General features: G+C 43.1%; 14 protein-coding genes and 1 tRNA gene. 5 read left to right on the forward strand and 10 right to left on the reverse strand.

Annotated elements, in window-relative coordinates; translation table 11 throughout:
• Positions 1–3: 3 nt before the first annotated feature.
• The 3 genes from EP181_RS09130 to EP181_RS09140 form a co-directional block, all read right to left on the reverse strand.
• Positions 4–909, reverse strand: a complete 906-nt coding sequence (locus EP181_RS09130) for a sensor domain-containing diguanylate cyclase (RefSeq protein WP_127471365.1) — start codon at positions 907–909, stop codon at positions 4–6.
• 223 nt (positions 910–1,132) lie between these two features.
• A complete protein-coding gene (locus EP181_RS09135; protein WP_127471366.1) occupies positions 1,133–3,529 on the reverse strand; it encodes a methyl-accepting chemotaxis protein in 2,397 nt (798 codons plus the stop codon).
• A 181-nt stretch (positions 3,530–3,710) separates the two neighbouring features.
• A complete protein-coding gene (locus EP181_RS09140; RefSeq protein WP_172959733.1) occupies positions 3,711–4,412 on the reverse strand; it encodes a response regulator transcription factor in 702 nt (233 codons plus the stop codon).
• Positions 4,413–4,813: 401 nt separating this feature from the next.
• Here EP181_RS09140 and EP181_RS09145 point away from each other — a divergent pair, with 401 nt between their 5' ends.
• The 3 genes from EP181_RS09145 to EP181_RS09155 all read left to right on the forward strand — a co-directional run bounded on the left by EP181_RS09145 (position 4,814) and on the right by EP181_RS09155 (position 5,966).
• A complete protein-coding gene (locus tag EP181_RS09145; protein WP_172959734.1) occupies positions 4,814–5,104 on the forward strand; it encodes a ComEA family DNA-binding protein in 291 nt (96 codons plus the stop codon).
• 370 nt (positions 5,105–5,474) lie between these two features.
• On the forward strand, positions 5,475–5,684 hold the full coding sequence (locus EP181_RS09150; protein ID WP_127471369.1) for a BrnT family toxin: 210 nt from the start codon (positions 5,475–5,477) through the stop codon (positions 5,682–5,684).
• Positions 5,685–5,807: 123 nt separating this feature from the next.
• Positions 5,808–5,966: a BrnA antitoxin family protein gene (locus EP181_RS09155; protein ID WP_232023586.1), complete on the forward strand. Its 159-nt coding sequence runs from the start codon at positions 5,808–5,810 to the stop codon at positions 5,964–5,966.
• Positions 5,967–6,375: 409 nt separating this feature from the next.
• Here EP181_RS09155 and EP181_RS09160 read toward each other — a convergent pair.
• The 5 genes from EP181_RS09160 to rpsU form a co-directional block, all read right to left on the reverse strand.
• A tRNA-Ile gene (locus EP181_RS09160) sits at positions 6,376–6,452 on the reverse strand.
• A 173-nt stretch (positions 6,453–6,625) separates the two neighbouring features.
• Entirely contained in the window at positions 6,626–8,413 is a 1,788-nt protein-coding gene (gene rpoD, locus EP181_RS09165; RefSeq protein WP_127471370.1) for an RNA polymerase sigma factor RpoD, read from the reverse strand.
• A gap of 173 nt (positions 8,414–8,586) precedes the next feature.
• Positions 8,587–10,443, reverse strand: coding sequence for a DNA primase (dnaG, locus tag EP181_RS09170; RefSeq protein ID WP_127471371.1), 1,857 nt, complete (start codon positions 10,441–10,443; stop codon positions 8,587–8,589).
• Positions 10,444–10,657: 214 nt separating this feature from the next.
• The gene (locus EP181_RS09175) at positions 10,658–11,101 is read right to left on the reverse strand and encodes a GatB/YqeY domain-containing protein (RefSeq protein WP_172959766.1); all 444 of its coding nucleotides are present in this window, start codon (positions 11,099–11,101) and stop codon (positions 10,658–10,660) included.
• A 61-nt stretch (positions 11,102–11,162) separates the two neighbouring features.
• Positions 11,163–11,378: a 30S ribosomal protein S21 gene (rpsU, locus tag EP181_RS09180; RefSeq protein WP_127471373.1), complete on the reverse strand. Its 216-nt coding sequence runs from the start codon at positions 11,376–11,378 to the stop codon at positions 11,163–11,165.
• 173 nt (positions 11,379–11,551) lie between these two features.
• Between rpsU and tsaD the strand changes: the two genes are divergently transcribed.
• Positions 11,552–12,577 carry a tRNA (adenosine(37)-N6)-threonylcarbamoyltransferase complex transferase subunit TsaD gene (gene tsaD, locus EP181_RS09185; RefSeq protein ID WP_127471374.1) on the forward strand — a complete coding sequence of 342 codons (1,026 nt, stop codon included), beginning with the start codon at positions 11,552–11,554 and terminating at the stop codon, positions 12,575–12,577.
• A 70-nt stretch (positions 12,578–12,647) separates the two neighbouring features.
• Here the strand turns inward: tsaD and plsY are convergent, their stop codons facing one another.
• On the reverse strand, positions 12,648–13,274 hold the full coding sequence (gene plsY / locus EP181_RS09190) for a glycerol-3-phosphate 1-O-acyltransferase PlsY (RefSeq protein WP_232023407.1): 627 nt from the start codon (positions 13,272–13,274) through the stop codon (positions 12,648–12,650).
• Positions 13,275–13,484: 210 nt separating this feature from the next.
• Between plsY and folB the strand changes: the two genes are divergently transcribed.
• Positions 13,485–13,859: a dihydroneopterin aldolase gene (folB, locus tag EP181_RS09195; RefSeq protein WP_232023408.1), complete on the forward strand. Its 375-nt coding sequence runs from the start codon at positions 13,485–13,487 to the stop codon at positions 13,857–13,859.
• Between the two features lie 8 nt (positions 13,860–13,867).
• Here the strand turns inward: folB and EP181_RS09200 are convergent, their stop codons facing one another.
• Positions 13,868–14,332, reverse strand: a complete 465-nt coding sequence (locus EP181_RS09200) for a FliG C-terminal domain-containing protein (protein WP_127471375.1) — start codon at positions 14,330–14,332, stop codon at positions 13,868–13,870.
• Between the last annotated feature and the right edge of the window lie 93 nt (positions 14,333–14,425).

A 14,425-nucleotide genomic window follows, 5' to 3' on the forward strand; every position in this document is an offset into this window, starting at 1 on the left:
CGTTTAAAATAATTCAATGTCAACGTTAGCACTCACCACTTCGACTTGATTGCGCCCTTTTTGTTTGGCGCGATAAAGTGCCTCATCGGCGTACTTATAAATTTCGTCACTGGCGTATTGTACCCCAGGATTTAGTCCCATTAATCCCATCGATAAAGTGACACAATAAAAAGGTGGGTTGCCAGAGTGACTTATATTTACGTCTTGAAAGTGTTGGCGCGCTTGCTCAGCCCGGTGGCGAATTTCGTGGGGATTGGTTGCTCTCACCATAACGCAAAACTCTTCACCCCCTAACCGAAACACTAAGTCGTGTATTTGATTAAATGTACTCGTTAAGCTACTGCCAATGGTTCGTAACACATCATCGCCGGCGTGGTGACCATAACTGTCGTTGTATTTTTTAAAATTATCCGCATCAATCATTAAAAAACCAATCCAAAAGCCATTGGCACGATGTTTTTTAATATAAGGCTCTAATTGCTGATTAAAATAACGACGGTTATAAACTTGCGTTAACTCATCGGTATGCATCATCACTTCAATTAATTTTTGATCTGTAATATCTTGGCGCACTGCGCTATAACCGATAATACTCCCAAGTGCGTTAAAATTTGCATGAATGTGAACTTTGACCCAATAAAAACCACCGTCTTTTTTTAAGTTTTTAATTTCACCCGACCAGGCCTTACCTTGTTTAATGGTAGTCCATAAATCGTCATACAGTGCGGTAGGCATATCGGGATGGCGCACAATATTGTGACTTTTACCCACTAACTCGTGTTGTGAATAGCCACTAATAATGCAAAAGGCTTTACTTACCGACGTAATCGTACCTTTGGTGTCGGTTGTTGAGGTAATAACATGCTCGTCCAGCATTTGAATATAGTTCTTGCAGTCTTTAACAGACATTAAAACGTTCCTGCTTTATTTTGGGCGTTGCGCCATTTCATGCCGTTAAACAGAACCGTTTATTTTTTAAGCCGCCTTTGCACGAGTGAAATATCGGCCTAGGCAACCCCTGAGATAATAAACTTGGTTAACATTTTACGACTTACCGTTACACCCTAAGAGAGACCTTGCGTTCATTTTTATATCGACCTACGCGTGCGTAAACCATGCATAGGTCTTTACATTAAAACTCGGCCCATTCTTTCTCATTAAGGGCTTTTGCTGGAGTAGCGGGTTTTGCGGACAAGGCATTTTCTACTTTTTGGGGCATCCGCGCATTAGGCTGAACCCTGGGTTTTGGCGGACTTGCACTCGCAGAAACCGCAGAATGAGCAGAACGATTAATATGATGAGTCAACGGTATGGCCGCTGGTGCGGTGCGTGACGTTTTAAAGAAGCTCATTTCTTTGCTTAAATTAGTAGACTGATCACGCATGTTTTCTGAGGCAGCGGCGGTTTCTTCAACCAGTGCGGCATTTTGCTGGGTAATTTGATCAATGCTCGTTATAGCGTCATGCACCTGATTAATGCCTTGCGCTTGCTCGTAGGTTGCTTTTGAAATTTGCTCAATCATGCTGGTGACTTCATCAATTGAAATGGTGATACCCTTTAGAACTTCACCCGATTGATCTGCTAGCTTTGTCCCTTGTTCGACTTGAGTCACACTTTGACCAATGAGTTTTTTAATGTCTTTGGCGGCTTCTGCCGACTTTTGCGCTAATCCGCGCACTTCTCCGGCCACTACGGCAAAACCACGACCGTGCTCTCCCGCTCGCGCCGCTTCTACCGCCGCATTAAGTGCCAGCAAATTGGTTTGAAAAGCAATGCCATCAATCAGCGAAACAATGTCTACAATTTTGTGACTTGATTCCTGAATGGCTTGCATCGCGTCTATGGTTTGACGCATAACAAGCGTGCCATGCTGGGCTTTTTGCTGAACAGCTCGTGCAACTTCTGACGCCTGATGCGTATTTTGAGTGTTGTTTTGAATCGTTGAGCTCATTTGATCCATCGTGGCGGACGTTTCTTCCAGCGATGCCGCTTGTTCTTGCACTCGGTCGCTTAAATCGTGCGAACCTTTTAAGACTTCACGCGCGGCACCGTCCACTATAACAGCCGCTTCAACGGCGACCATAATGGTGCTCTCTAACCGAACAATAGAACTATTAATGGCTTCTTTTAACTCGCCCAGTTCACCATCAAAATTATTTTCTATTTTTTGGGTTAAGTCGCCCTTAGACATGGCATTAGTTACCCTAATAACATCACCCATAGCCCCTTGAATTGCATCCATCAGCTCATTAATTGAGCCACTAAGATCATGAGCAACCCCTTCTAACTGCGACACATCAATACGTTCACCTAAATAACCTTGTTGGGCTTTTTTAACGGTACTGCCTACGTTTTCAAGCAGTTGAACCTCTTGCGTTCTATCACGCCACTCCACCAATGTGGCGGTGCGTATACCCGCACGATTTTTAATGGGCAGTATGGCCAATTCAAAATAATAGCCAGCCACCTCAATATTTGCGTTCATAGGCTTATCTAACGCCGCTAACATTGCACGTTGATGCGATGGGTTTTTATGAAAAATGTCTATATTTTGTCCTATTAACTTACTGGCATTAAAGTTTGGCAAAACCTGTTTAAGCCTGTCTTCTCGACTGGTAAGAAACGTGTGAATATTTTCATTCATATACATAATGTTGTAGTTAGCGTCTGCCATCATTACATTACTTTTTAGCTTATCCAGAGCCATCTTAAGCTGCCGAGCTTGATCGAGTTGAAATGCACTTTCTTCAATATTTTCTTGAAAGGCCAAATTGGCTGAAATCGTCGCATTACGCAATTTTCCGCTGTACGATTCAGGATCGTAAACATGATTAATAAGCGCTTGGCCGCTCGCCATTTTTTGCAACGCGCGCACAGCAAACTCATTGGCTCTTTTTAAGCGATAGCCGTAAAGGGTCATGCTGATTACAAGCATAAAAGACAACACCAACAACAAAGTGTCAGACACGCTGGCCGAAACCATTGACGATACAATCAGGGGAATAAATGAGAATAAAAGGGTTGCAAGACCCAGTTGAAAAGGTGGGCTTATGTGTGCAAATACATTAAGTTTAGTTTTGTTAATACCGCTGTAAACCTGACCGTGTTTTATCTTAGCCTGACCAGAGGCAATCGCTTGGTAAGCCGCCATGGCCGCTTTTTTTTCAGCGTCGCTAATCGCTGACCGTATAGACATGTAACCTACAATATTACTGTCTTTATATATGGGAGTAGCGTTTGCTCGTACCCAATAAAAACCACCTGACTTGCATCTATTTTTAACAATTTGCGTCCAAGGAACGCCATTTTTTAAATCTGCCCACATATCAGCAAACACGGCTGGGGGAACATCTGGATGTCGAATCATGTTATGCGGTTGGCCAATGAGTTCGGCGCGCGAATATCCACTCGCGGCTTCAAAAGCATCATTACACTCTGTAATATTTCCAGATAAATCTGTTTTTGAGACCAGAGTTTGCCCTTCTAACACCACGTATTCTTCATTATTAATTGGTTGATTATTTCGCATGCAGGCTCCCCAAACACTAAACGTTAAATTTTGTGAAAACAAATGTTAACATTCCGTTTTATGGGAACCTTGCTAAACCTTTCAATAATAAGATTCTTTACTTATATGCATGCAGTTTTTTATTTTTTATTTTTTCTGAGGTCTGTGTTTGAGCGGGGTGCGATAAAAAATGGCTTAAAACTTAAGTCCTCTCATCTGACAATACAATACTGATGGGCAATTGATAACCATGAACACGAATGGACTTTATTGACTCGGTCTGCCCAGTTAAATGGGTTAACTTATGCCGAAGACGAGAAATCATTACTTCTAGTTGCTTACGACCTTTTTCATCAAAGGTAAACTGGTTGAGTTCTAATAACTGCCAGTATTCAAGCGTTTGTTCTTCGGCCTGTATAAACGCTTTTAGCACCTTGCTTTCCTTAAAACTAAGCACTTCAACGCTGTGCTCATCAAAAAATAATTTTTGCTTAATAACATCCAAATAAAGAATCTTTTGAGAGCCTGCATCGCTTAATCCAAGCCGTTTATTAAGGGCTTTTATGGCTGCTAAAAGTTCTAATGACTCTAATGGCTTCGTTAAATAAAGGTCGGCACCCGATTCGTAACCCTGGACTTTTTTATCAATTGTATCGTGCATGGTTAACATAATAATCCCCATGCCCGGACACGCTTGTCGCAATTTTTGCGCTATTTCAAAACCATTCATGCCCGGCAAAGACACATCTAAAATAGCAATCTGCCAGTGCATGTAGGTTTGATGCACCGCGCACAACGCTTCTGCTGATTCAAAAGCAGAAACTTCATAATCCGCACTTTCCAAACAATTTATTAAGATTTCGCGAATTAACAGCTGATCTTCAACAATAAGCACTCTAAGCATAAAATTCTTCAAATCCAAACAAGGTGCACTCTTTGCACAAATAAAAGCAGCAATATGGCCTTTTAAAGTCATGTGAATAACACGCAACTCACTGCATTTTTGGCCTTACATCTACTCGTGCATAGGTCTCATCAAGGCAATACAAAAATACTTATTTTAAATTAAACCATCTAATTTTTAGGGGTATATTTTAAAAAAATACATCAACCTGTTTAAAAATGCGAACCATAAAGATTTTTAGAGTCAATAAACCGGTAAAAAAAAGCGGTAAAAATAAACCTAATTAAATATAAATACTTATTTAATTTCTTAATAACGCACCAATTACGCTTTTATTTGCTATTATGAAGTTCGCTTTGCCTTTAAAAGCGCACGCAATATTATGCATTGGAGCAATTACCATGTTATTAAAAAGTATATTTAAAAGTGGTTTTTTAGTGGCGTTACTGTCAATCAGTAGCGGTGTTCTAGCCAGTCCCATTAACGTCAATACTGCAACACCGGCTCAAATATCCGAGGCATTAAACGGCATTGGACCGGCTAAGGCCGAGGCAATTTCAGCCCTTTGCAAAGCAACCCCATGCACCAAACCCGAAGACTTATTAGCGGTAAAAGGCATTGGTGAGAAAACGCTAGAAAAAATTAAAGCCGACCTTTTATTTACCGACGCACCTGTAAAAGCCAAGCCTTAAACAATATAAAATCTTTGCATGGGTAAGGTGCCGAAAAAATCAGGAGAATTTTAACCATTTTTTTCGAGCCTTCACGCGTGCAAAGATTTAAAAACATTACTAACCTTTAACCAGGCCTGGTCAATCATCAGGCTTGCTATCCAACATTAGCCAAAGCGTCACTCGAGCAAAAGCATCCTTCGCCCCTCTCTCAAAGCATCCATTAGTAAAAATACTTTATTTGATTTTTAACGCATCTCTTTAATGCCTAAACTGTTAAGCAGCCTCAGTGAAGCCGATAAACGCAATCTAGCCTTACATCTAATGAACCAAAGCCAAGCGGTCTAAATTTCTTCCAACGCCAAATAAATGTAGGTACAATAATTATTCGATGAATATACAATATGACGAACAGAAACGGCAAATTACGCTAGAACAGCGCGGCCTTGATTTTGCGGACGCATGGCAAATATTTGAAGGCACTCATTACACTCTTGAAGATGATAGACAGAATTATGGCGAACAGCGGCTTATCTCTATCGGGCTGATAAATAAGCGTATGGCTGTTGCGGTATGGACACCCCGAGCCGAAGATAAATGAATAATCTCACTGAGAAAGGCGAATGATCGTGAACAAGCAAGATTTAAACAATACCTTTGATGATGTACCGGAATTAGAGGACGATTTTTTCAACGTGCCGAACTCAAGGACGGTGAAACGCTGATTAGAGCCGGCAGACCAAAATTAGTCCATCCCAAAGAGAAAGTAACCATTCGCTTTGATGCTGAAGTCGTCAATTACTTTAAAAGCACTGGCAAAGGCTGGCAAACTCGAATGAATGACGCGCTCAATGAATGGATGAAAGAACACGCCAAAGCCTGAACAGAATTTGCATTGCCTTGGTTCGTTTCCACAAAACGGTGAATGCGAAAATAAACAGGCCAGCTCATTAGATGGTGCGAATTCGCGCCATTACCAACGAAAACCATGATGGGAAGTTTTGAGAGTGCTGAGAGACGAAGATAAGTCACTCAATGAATATGTGCAACGACTTTCCAAAGAACATATTACAAAAAAACTTGGGCGAAGATACACCAAATATCATTCATCAAAAAATGGATGACGATGGCCTAGGATATGAAGCAGATGATTTATGGCGCTTAAACGGCGAAATCAAGAGATAAACAAACGCTGTATTTTGACATAGTGTTATCTAGGCGCTATCTAGAAAATTAACAGGCAAGCTAAAGCCCTAACAAGGTTCAACATACTGTAAATAAAGGATTTTAAATGGTGGGCCCTCACGGACTTGAACCGTGGACCTAACGATTATGAGTCGTGTGCTCTAACCAACTGAGCTAAGGGCCCTTATAGAAAGGAGTGTTGCGGTAAAACTGTAAAACTTAAACAACCAGGCCTGGTTGTTTAAGCGGCGCTTATTATAGCGCCTGTTTAATATTTTTTAAATCTTTATGGTCAATATATACGTTTAAAACTGGCCTAAAATGCGTTTTAAACCAACTTTAAACCACGGGTAATCGTTAATCTAAAAAGCTTTTTAAACGCTCGGCACGACTTGGGTGACGCAGTTTGCGTAATGCCTTGGCTTCAATTTGACGAATACGCTCACGCGTCACATCAAACTGTTTACCTACTTCTTCTAGCGTGTGATCGGTGTTCATGCTTAGGCCAAAACGCATACGCAATACTTTGGCTTCGCGAGGCGTTAAGGTGTTTAACATTTCACGCACCGTTTCGCTCATGCCTTCGGCATCGGCGGCATCTTGCGGCGACAATATATTGGAATCTTCAATAAAATCACCCAATGAAGAATCTTCATCGTCCCCGATAGGCGTTTCCATAGAAATCGGTTCTTTGGCGATTTTCATCACTTTACGAATCTTGTCCTCGGGCATTTCCATCTCAATCGCCAACTCTTCTGGTGTGGGTTCACGACCCATTTTTTGCAAAAGTTGACGTTGAATACGATTGAGTTTATTGATGGTTTCAATCATATGCACCGGAATACGGATAGTACGCGCTTGGTCGGCAATGGAGCGCGTAATGGCCTGACGAATCCACCACGTGGCGTAGGTTGAAAATTTGTAACCACGACGGTATTCAAATTTATCCACCGCTTTCATCAAACCAATGTTACCTTCTTGAATTAAGTCCAAAAACTGCAGGCCACGGTTGGTGTATTTTTTGGCAATTGAAATCACCAAACGTAAGTTGGCCTCAATCATTTCACGCTTTGCCACGCGCGCCAAAGTCTCAGCCTTACTCAAATCTTTATAAATGGATTTGTACAAGGTGATGGGCATTTTTTCAGCTTTAGAAATCATCGCCAAACGCTTTTGAGCACGTTTAATGTCAGAGCGAACCGATTCTAATTGCTCGGCATGCTTAGGGCTGGCCAACATAAGGCGATCAATCATTTCGTAATCGGTTTCAGAACCTACAAACGCTTCTAAAAACACCGAGCGTGGAACTTTAATCTTACGCATGATGATGTCAACAATGACTTTTTCTTGCTCACGAATCGAGGCAATACGCGTTTTAATGGCGCGAATAATGCGAGTTGAAAACGCGGGCGTAATTTTAGCACCTTGCAAATGCTCAACCACGGCACGACGTTTTTTAACGGCTTTTTCATCCGTTGAGCCATATTTGGCCTCGGCGGCTAAGGCGGCGTTATTTAATTTTTCAAGCTGGGCTAAGAAGGCCGCTAACTCTTCAGGATTAATACCATCTTCTTTGGGTGCAGCATCGGCATCGGCATCGGGCGATAACTCGTCCACGGGCACATCATCCAAATCGCCAGGACGCACAAACCCTTGAACTACGTCGGCGATTTTACCTTCGCCGTCGTCCATTTTGCCAAAGGTATTTAAAATCGAATCGGTAAAAATAGGGTACAAAGACAAGGCGTTAAGCATGTCACGAATGCCCCATTCGATGCGTTTGGCAATTTCAATTTCGCCCGTACGCGTCAACAGCTCAACCGAACCCATCTCACGCATGTACATACGCACCGGATCGGTGGTACGACCAAATTCTGCATCCACTTCAGACAAGGCGCTTAAAGCGGCTTCGGCGGCGGCATCGTCAAACGCTTCGCCATCTTGCGCCAGCAATTCGTCTTCGTCTGGTGGTGTGTCAAACAGCTTAATACCAAAGTCTTTTAATATGGTGAGTACTTGACCCAACTGGTCTTCTTCAATGTCATCAGGCAAAACATCATTTACGTCAGCAAAGGTTAGATACCCTAACTCTTTTGCGCGTTCAATCAAATCCATTAACTGCTGTTTTCTTTCGACTTTTGTCATTTTTGCCTCGATACAAAGAATAAAAACCCAATTTTTGCTTAACAACCACCCTTAAAAAGAGGGGCTAATGTCAAAAATTCAGAGCCAAGTATTATACTAAATTTAATTTAAACCGTGGGGTTAAATAACCCAACCTAACCTTTTAAAAAGATTAGATTTTTAGACTGTACGCTTTACCAGACCGTGCCAAATACCCAGTACTTTGACCTTGATATTAAGACCTTTTTTAATCTTAACCAGGCCTGGTCATTTATTTTTGTAAAATGCTGAAGCTTGCGCATTTCATCAACATTCCAGCCAAATTGGCCAATTTTTCGTCCGTCTAAATCCAAGGCCAGTGCTGTTATAGCTACTTCAAACTCGGCCATTAAAAAGCTTTCATCATTTGGCAGTTCAGACTGTCCAATCAAATTTAGCTCGACCGAATAACCATTTCGCACCATCCAATCGGTAGCCGCCTGAGCCACAAACTGCTGATGTTTTAAGACTTTTATAACCGCACCCAATACAACATAGTCACGCTCAGGAAGTTTTAAAAGGTCATCGGCGAGTTCATTTGTAAAAAACTCTGCCCAGTTGGGACGCTTTAGCAAAATTCTGACCAATTTAAGTGACAAAGTAACTAATTTGCTGGCCGACTCACCTGTTGATAATCCAAATTGAGCACCTGTTTTGGCTGGCTCTTTAAACGTGGCAAAACCCGAACGGACATTCATTTGCTTTTCTAAACGCCACGTGGGCAAATTGACCAATGCAGCAATACCTTCCACCAGTAAAAACTGATACAACCCTTGCGCCAACTGCACATAAGGCTGTGCTAAAGACACCAATTGTTGACGACCTTCAATAGAGTGAATAGAAAAACCGAGCTTGCCTTGCAAGCCTTGCATTAAAAAGGCCGACAAAGATAAGGCACTGGCCGCACGCTGTTCAAACCCGGTTGCACCTTCTTTGCGCACCACCGAATCAGGGTCTTCGCCTTGCGGTAAAAACAGAAACTTAACCGACCGGGTTTTTTCCATTAATGGCAAGGCCAACTCTAAAGCCTTCCACGCTGCTTTTAACCCAGCTGCGTCACCATCAAAGCAAAAAACAATCTCATCTACTTGCCTAAATAACATGTGCAAATGATCAATGGTGGTTGCAGTGCCCAAAGTAGCGACGACGTTGCGAATTCCAAATTGCGCTAAGGCCACCACGTCCATATAGCCTTCAACCACCACAATGTGATCAAACTTAACCCGCGATTGGCGCATTTCGTACAAGCCGTAAAGCGCATAACTTTTGTGAAAAATAGGTGTTTCAGGTGAGTTTAAATACTTAGGCTGCTCATCGTTCATTACTCGACCACCAAAGGCCACCACTCGACCACGACCATCCCTAATAGGAAACATAATGCGATGCCTAAAGCGATCATAAAACTTGTCGGTGTCTTTTTGCACCAATAAACCCACGTCGACCAACTGCTGTTTTAATAAGGCATCGGCTTTTAAACCACTCACCAAACTGTCCCAACCAGGCGGAGCAAAGCCAATTACAAATGTTTTGGCAACCTCGGCACTTAAACCGCGATTTTTTAAATAGGCTTGCGCTTCACTCGCCAACGGATGGTCGCGCAATTGGTGCCGATAAAACTTGGCCGCCAAATGCATGACATCGTATAAATCACGTTGTTGCTTTTGTTTAACTTCTTGTGCCTGTTGCTTTCCCGGTGAAAGTTTTTCACGTGGCACTTGCATGCCGTACTGTGCCGCTAAGGACTCGACTGCCTCTACAAACGAAAGGCCGTCGTACTCCATTAAAAACTTAAGCGCGTCACCACTCGCGCCACACCCAAAGCAGTGATAAAACTGTTTGACCGGACTGACGTTAAACGAAGGGGATTTTTCTTGATGAAAAGGGCAGCAGGCTTTGTAGGTGGCACCGGCTTTTTTAAGCGGTACACGCTGATTGATAACCTGCACCAAATCGGCTCTAGACAATAATGTCTCTATAAACGAACGCGGAATGGACCCTGTTGCACTTGTCATATTCACACCTTATCCACAGAAAAATACACCGCCCTTAAACGCAAAAAACCCGCCAGTTAAAAACGGACGGGTTTATTTGAGCGTGTTTAGCGTAATTGTTTAAACACCGTGACAGAGTATTTTAAGACCTCCTGAACTATTAAAAATTATTTAATATAAATTATATTATTTAATAGCATCTAATAGTCTTACCAGGCCTGGTCACAACAAAGTATTACGTTAATTTAGCTTTAATGAGCTTACTAACCTCAGCCATATCAGCACGACCTTGCATTTGCGGTTTGAGTATAGCCATGACTTTACCCATATCCTGCATATTGGCCGCACCGGTTTCAAGCATAGCGGCGTCAAGCAAAGTAACAATTTCAGCTTGAGTGAGTGCTTGTGGCATAAAGTCCTGAATGACCGTCATCTCATAGGCTTCTTGCTCAGCTAAATCAGGACGCTCTGCGGCCACAAATTGCTGATGAGAATCTCGACGTTGCTTCATTGCCTTGTCTAAAATAGCCAAGACACCTGCATCATCTACAGTAATTTGATTATCAATCTCAACCTGTTTGATGGCGGCTAACATTGTGCGGACTACTAAAAGTCGCTCTTTGTTTTTGGCCTTCATGCAGGTTTTCATTTCATCGCTTAATTGTGTTTTTAGATCAATTGACACTTAAACACTGCTCCTAGCTTGGGTTAACACGTTTTATTAATGATTTTTTAAACAATTAATATAAACGAGTTCCACGACGGTTGTCGCGTGACAAACGCTTAGCCAAACGCTTAACAGCCGCAGCTTTCATACGTTTTTTAACCCAGGTAGGCTTTTCATAAAATTCACGTTTACGTGTTTCGGTTAACACGCCGGCTTTTTCACAAGCACGTTTAAAACGACGCAATGCGACGTCAAATGGTTCAGTATCTCTGATCTTTACGCTTGGCATAATTCTACCTATTAAAATTTTTGAATTCTGTTACGCACCCAACGCAAGAAATGGGGGAACAGTGGAAACGACGAATTATAATTTTCTCAACCCACATTTGCAAACCTTTTTTACAATTAACCCTAAGATAATTTGTTAAAATTCAGTCACTTTTGAATGAATGAGTTTAAATAATGCTAGTACTGGGAATAGAAAGCTCTTGTGATGAAACCGGCATTGCCCTGTACGACACCAATGCAGGTCTATTAACGCACACCTTATACACACAAATTGAACTGCACGCGCAATACGGCGGCGTAGTGCCCGAACTCGCATCGCGTGACCACATTCGTAAACTCAGCCCGTTAATTAAGCAGTCTTTGGCACAAGCCAATGTAAGCTTTACGCAATTAAATGGCATTGCTTACACCGCGGGCCCAGGCTTAATGGGCGCATTATTAGCTGGGGCTTCCGTGGCGCGCAGTCTAGCGTATGCGCTTAATATTCCGGCCATTGGCGTGCATCACATGGAAGGCCATTTACTTGCCCCCATGCTAGAACCTAGTCCGCCGGCGTTCCCATTTGTCTGTTTATTGGTATCGGGTGGCCACAGCATGATTGTTAGAGTGGATGGCATTGGCCAGTACACTTTATTAGGCGATACACTCGACGACGCGGCGGGTGAGGCGTTTGATAAAACTGCCAAGCTGTTAGATTTAGGTTACCCAGGCGGCCCCAACGTGTCTAACCTGGCGTTAAAAGGGGTGGCTACGCGCTATCATTTTCCGCGTCCTATGGTTGACCGCCCCGGATTAGACATGAGTTTTAGTGGCTTAAAAACCTTTACCTTAAACACCTGGCAAGCGGCGGTTAAAGCCGGTGACGACTCCGAACAGACCAAGGCTGATATTTGTAGGGCGTTTGAGTTGGCGGTGGCCGACACCCTTGCGGTTAAATGCAAACGCGCTTTAGAGCAAGTAGGGTTTAATCGCTTGGTAGTGGCCGGAGGCGTCAGCGCCAACCGTGAAATCAGAGCCAAACTTAATGCGCTTATGCTCAAACGCGGCGGCGAAGTGTTTTATCCGCGCCTTGAGTTTTGCACCGACAACGGTGCCATGATTGCCTACGCCGGCGCGCAACGCTTACTGGCTGGGCAGCATAACAATTTAAGCTTTGCCACTACGCCGCGCTGGTCATTAGAAGATTTGCCGGCGGTGTAAACAAAAAATCGTTTTGACCAGGCCTGGTCAAAACGATTTTAGTGGGTCAAATTTGGCTTTAACCATGGTACTATTTGGCTTTAATTAAACTCTCTTCACCGCTTATTAAGCGTTCAATATTACCCCGATGACGCCAAAATAAAAGCATGGTCATTAAGCCTGAAACCAAAATCCAACTCACTTCATCGGCTAAAAAGTAAATATACAATGGCGCTAAAAAGCTCGCTATTAAAGCCGACAACGACGAAATTTTAAGCACCTTTGCCGCAAACAACCACGTAGCGGCTACCGCCAAACCAATGGGTAACGACAACCCAAACATCACCCCCAGCATAGTGGCCACGCCTTTGCCGCCTTTAAAACCAAAAAACACTGGATAAAGATGCCCAATAAACGCCGCAAACCCCACCAACACAATGACCAGGCCTGGTAGGTTAAACGCGTGCGCCACCAATACTGGCAATAAGCCTTTTAACATGTCGCCCACTAGAGTAATCGCCGCCGCTTTTTTGCCTTTATCGCCGCCAATTCGCAACACATTAGTAGCACCCGGATTGCCCGAACCACCCTCTCGTGGGTCACCCAACCCCATGACTTTACACACAATAATAGCCGTTGAAACAGAGCCTAACACATAGGCCGCCGCAATAAATCCAAGTGCCTGAAAATCCATTATCGTGTGTATCAATGTGTCCATAACTGCCTTTTTAAACTGTAAAAATGATTAATTTGTGCGAATTTTACTAGAAGTCACCCGCAAGAAGTAGATAATGATGCGCTAAAATCACTGGATGACACTCACAAAGACCTTTGCACGAGTGGATGCACGGCCAAAAATGGTTAAATTTTTCCATATTTTTTTCTCGTACCCCACTCGTGCAAAGGTCTCTCGCAAAAGGAATTTAATGTGAGCAAACTGTTAATGGACACCATTTTTATTCAAGGCTTACATACGCAGGCCATTATTGGCATTTACGATTGGGAGCGGGCGCAACCGCAACCGCTTATTTTTGACATTGACATGCGACTTGCCATTGCAAAAGCCGCCCAAAGTGATGCTATTAGCGATACGGTAGATTACAAACAGGTGGCCGATGAAGTGATTGAACTGGTAAACCAAAGTCGATTTGAACTACTAGAAAGTTTATGTGAGGCCATTTGTGCGCACATTTTAGCGCACCATTTGCCCGTGCAATCGCTGCGCTTGCGCGTAAGCAAACCACAAGCCGTACCGCAAGCCACCACAGTAGGATTAATCATTAAGCGGCATAGGGCGGCATAAGCCAATAATCACCCCATACTTGCGTGATACTGCTTTTGCTCTTGAGCGGCGCGTTTTATGGTGGGCACGAGTTGCTCCATGTAAAGACAGGCGTGTTGCTCGGTAATTTTATTGAGTTGTGCGTAATCTTCTTCAAACTGACGGCGATTTTGTTGCGATAAGTTGCGCAATACTTTGTTGTACAGCACGTCACCCTGAGCCAAACGCACTATGGTGACCAATTGTTCTGGGGTGACTTTAGTGGCAAACTTTTGTACCACGCGGTCATCGACACTGGCCATTTTTGTGGCCAAGGTGCGATAAGCTTCTAGCTTACGTTTTAAGTTTTCGGCGTCCACTTCACTGGGCTGATTTATTCGCTGTTCAATCACCTGTTGCAAAGCCTTTACCACCTCAACCGGCAACGTAAACACCACTGGCCCTAGCTCTATTTGAAACTCACCACTGGCATCTCTTCTGGCTAAAATTTCCATTTTTATTCCTATTCGCCTACGCACGTGGCATTAAATAACATTTTTGTACAAGTGAACTGTTGGCTTATTATTGGCTTATTAATTAACTCACCA

Origin of the sequence: Thiomicrorhabdus aquaedulcis, from assembly GCF_004001325.1 — a bacterium.
Lineage (GTDB): Bacteria > Pseudomonadota > Gammaproteobacteria > Thiomicrospirales > Thiomicrospiraceae > Thiomicrorhabdus > Thiomicrorhabdus aquaedulcis.

Excerpts from the sequence above, each read along its gene's own strand:
- EP181_RS09200 (WP_127471375.1), bottom strand. The coding sequence starts at position 14,332 with ATGGAAATTTTAGCCAGAAGAGATGCCAGTGGTGAGTTTCAAATAGAG.
- rpsU (WP_127471373.1), bottom strand. The coding sequence starts at position 11,378 with ATGCCAAGCGTAAAGATCAGAGATACTGAACCATTTGACGTCGCATTG.
- dnaG (WP_127471371.1), bottom strand. The coding sequence starts at position 10,443 with ATGACAAGTGCAACAGGGTCCATTCCGCGTTCGTTTATAGAGACATTA.
- EP181_RS09130 (WP_127471365.1), bottom strand. The coding sequence starts at position 909 with ATGTCTGTTAAAGACTGCAAGAACTATATTCAAATGCTGGACGAGCAT.
- EP181_RS09145 (WP_172959734.1), top strand. The coding sequence starts at position 4,814 with ATGTTATTAAAAAGTATATTTAAAAGTGGTTTTTTAGTGGCGTTACTG.
- EP181_RS09150 (WP_127471369.1), top strand. The coding sequence starts at position 5,475 with ATGAATATACAATATGACGAACAGAAACGGCAAATTACGCTAGAACAG.
- EP181_RS09135 (WP_127471366.1), bottom strand. The coding sequence starts at position 3,529 with ATGCGAAATAATCAACCAATTAATAATGAAGAATACGTGGTGTTAGAA.
- EP181_RS09140 (WP_172959733.1), bottom strand. The coding sequence starts at position 4,412 with ATGCTTAGAGTGCTTATTGTTGAAGATCAGCTGTTAATTCGCGAAATC.
- tsaD (WP_127471374.1), top strand. The coding sequence starts at position 11,552 with ATGCTAGTACTGGGAATAGAAAGCTCTTGTGATGAAACCGGCATTGCC.
- plsY (WP_232023407.1), bottom strand. The coding sequence starts at position 13,274 with ATGGACACATTGATACACACGATAATGGATTTTCAGGCACTTGGATTT.
- rpoD (WP_127471370.1), bottom strand. The coding sequence starts at position 8,413 with ATGACAAAAGTCGAAAGAAAACAGCAGTTAATGGATTTGATTGAACGC.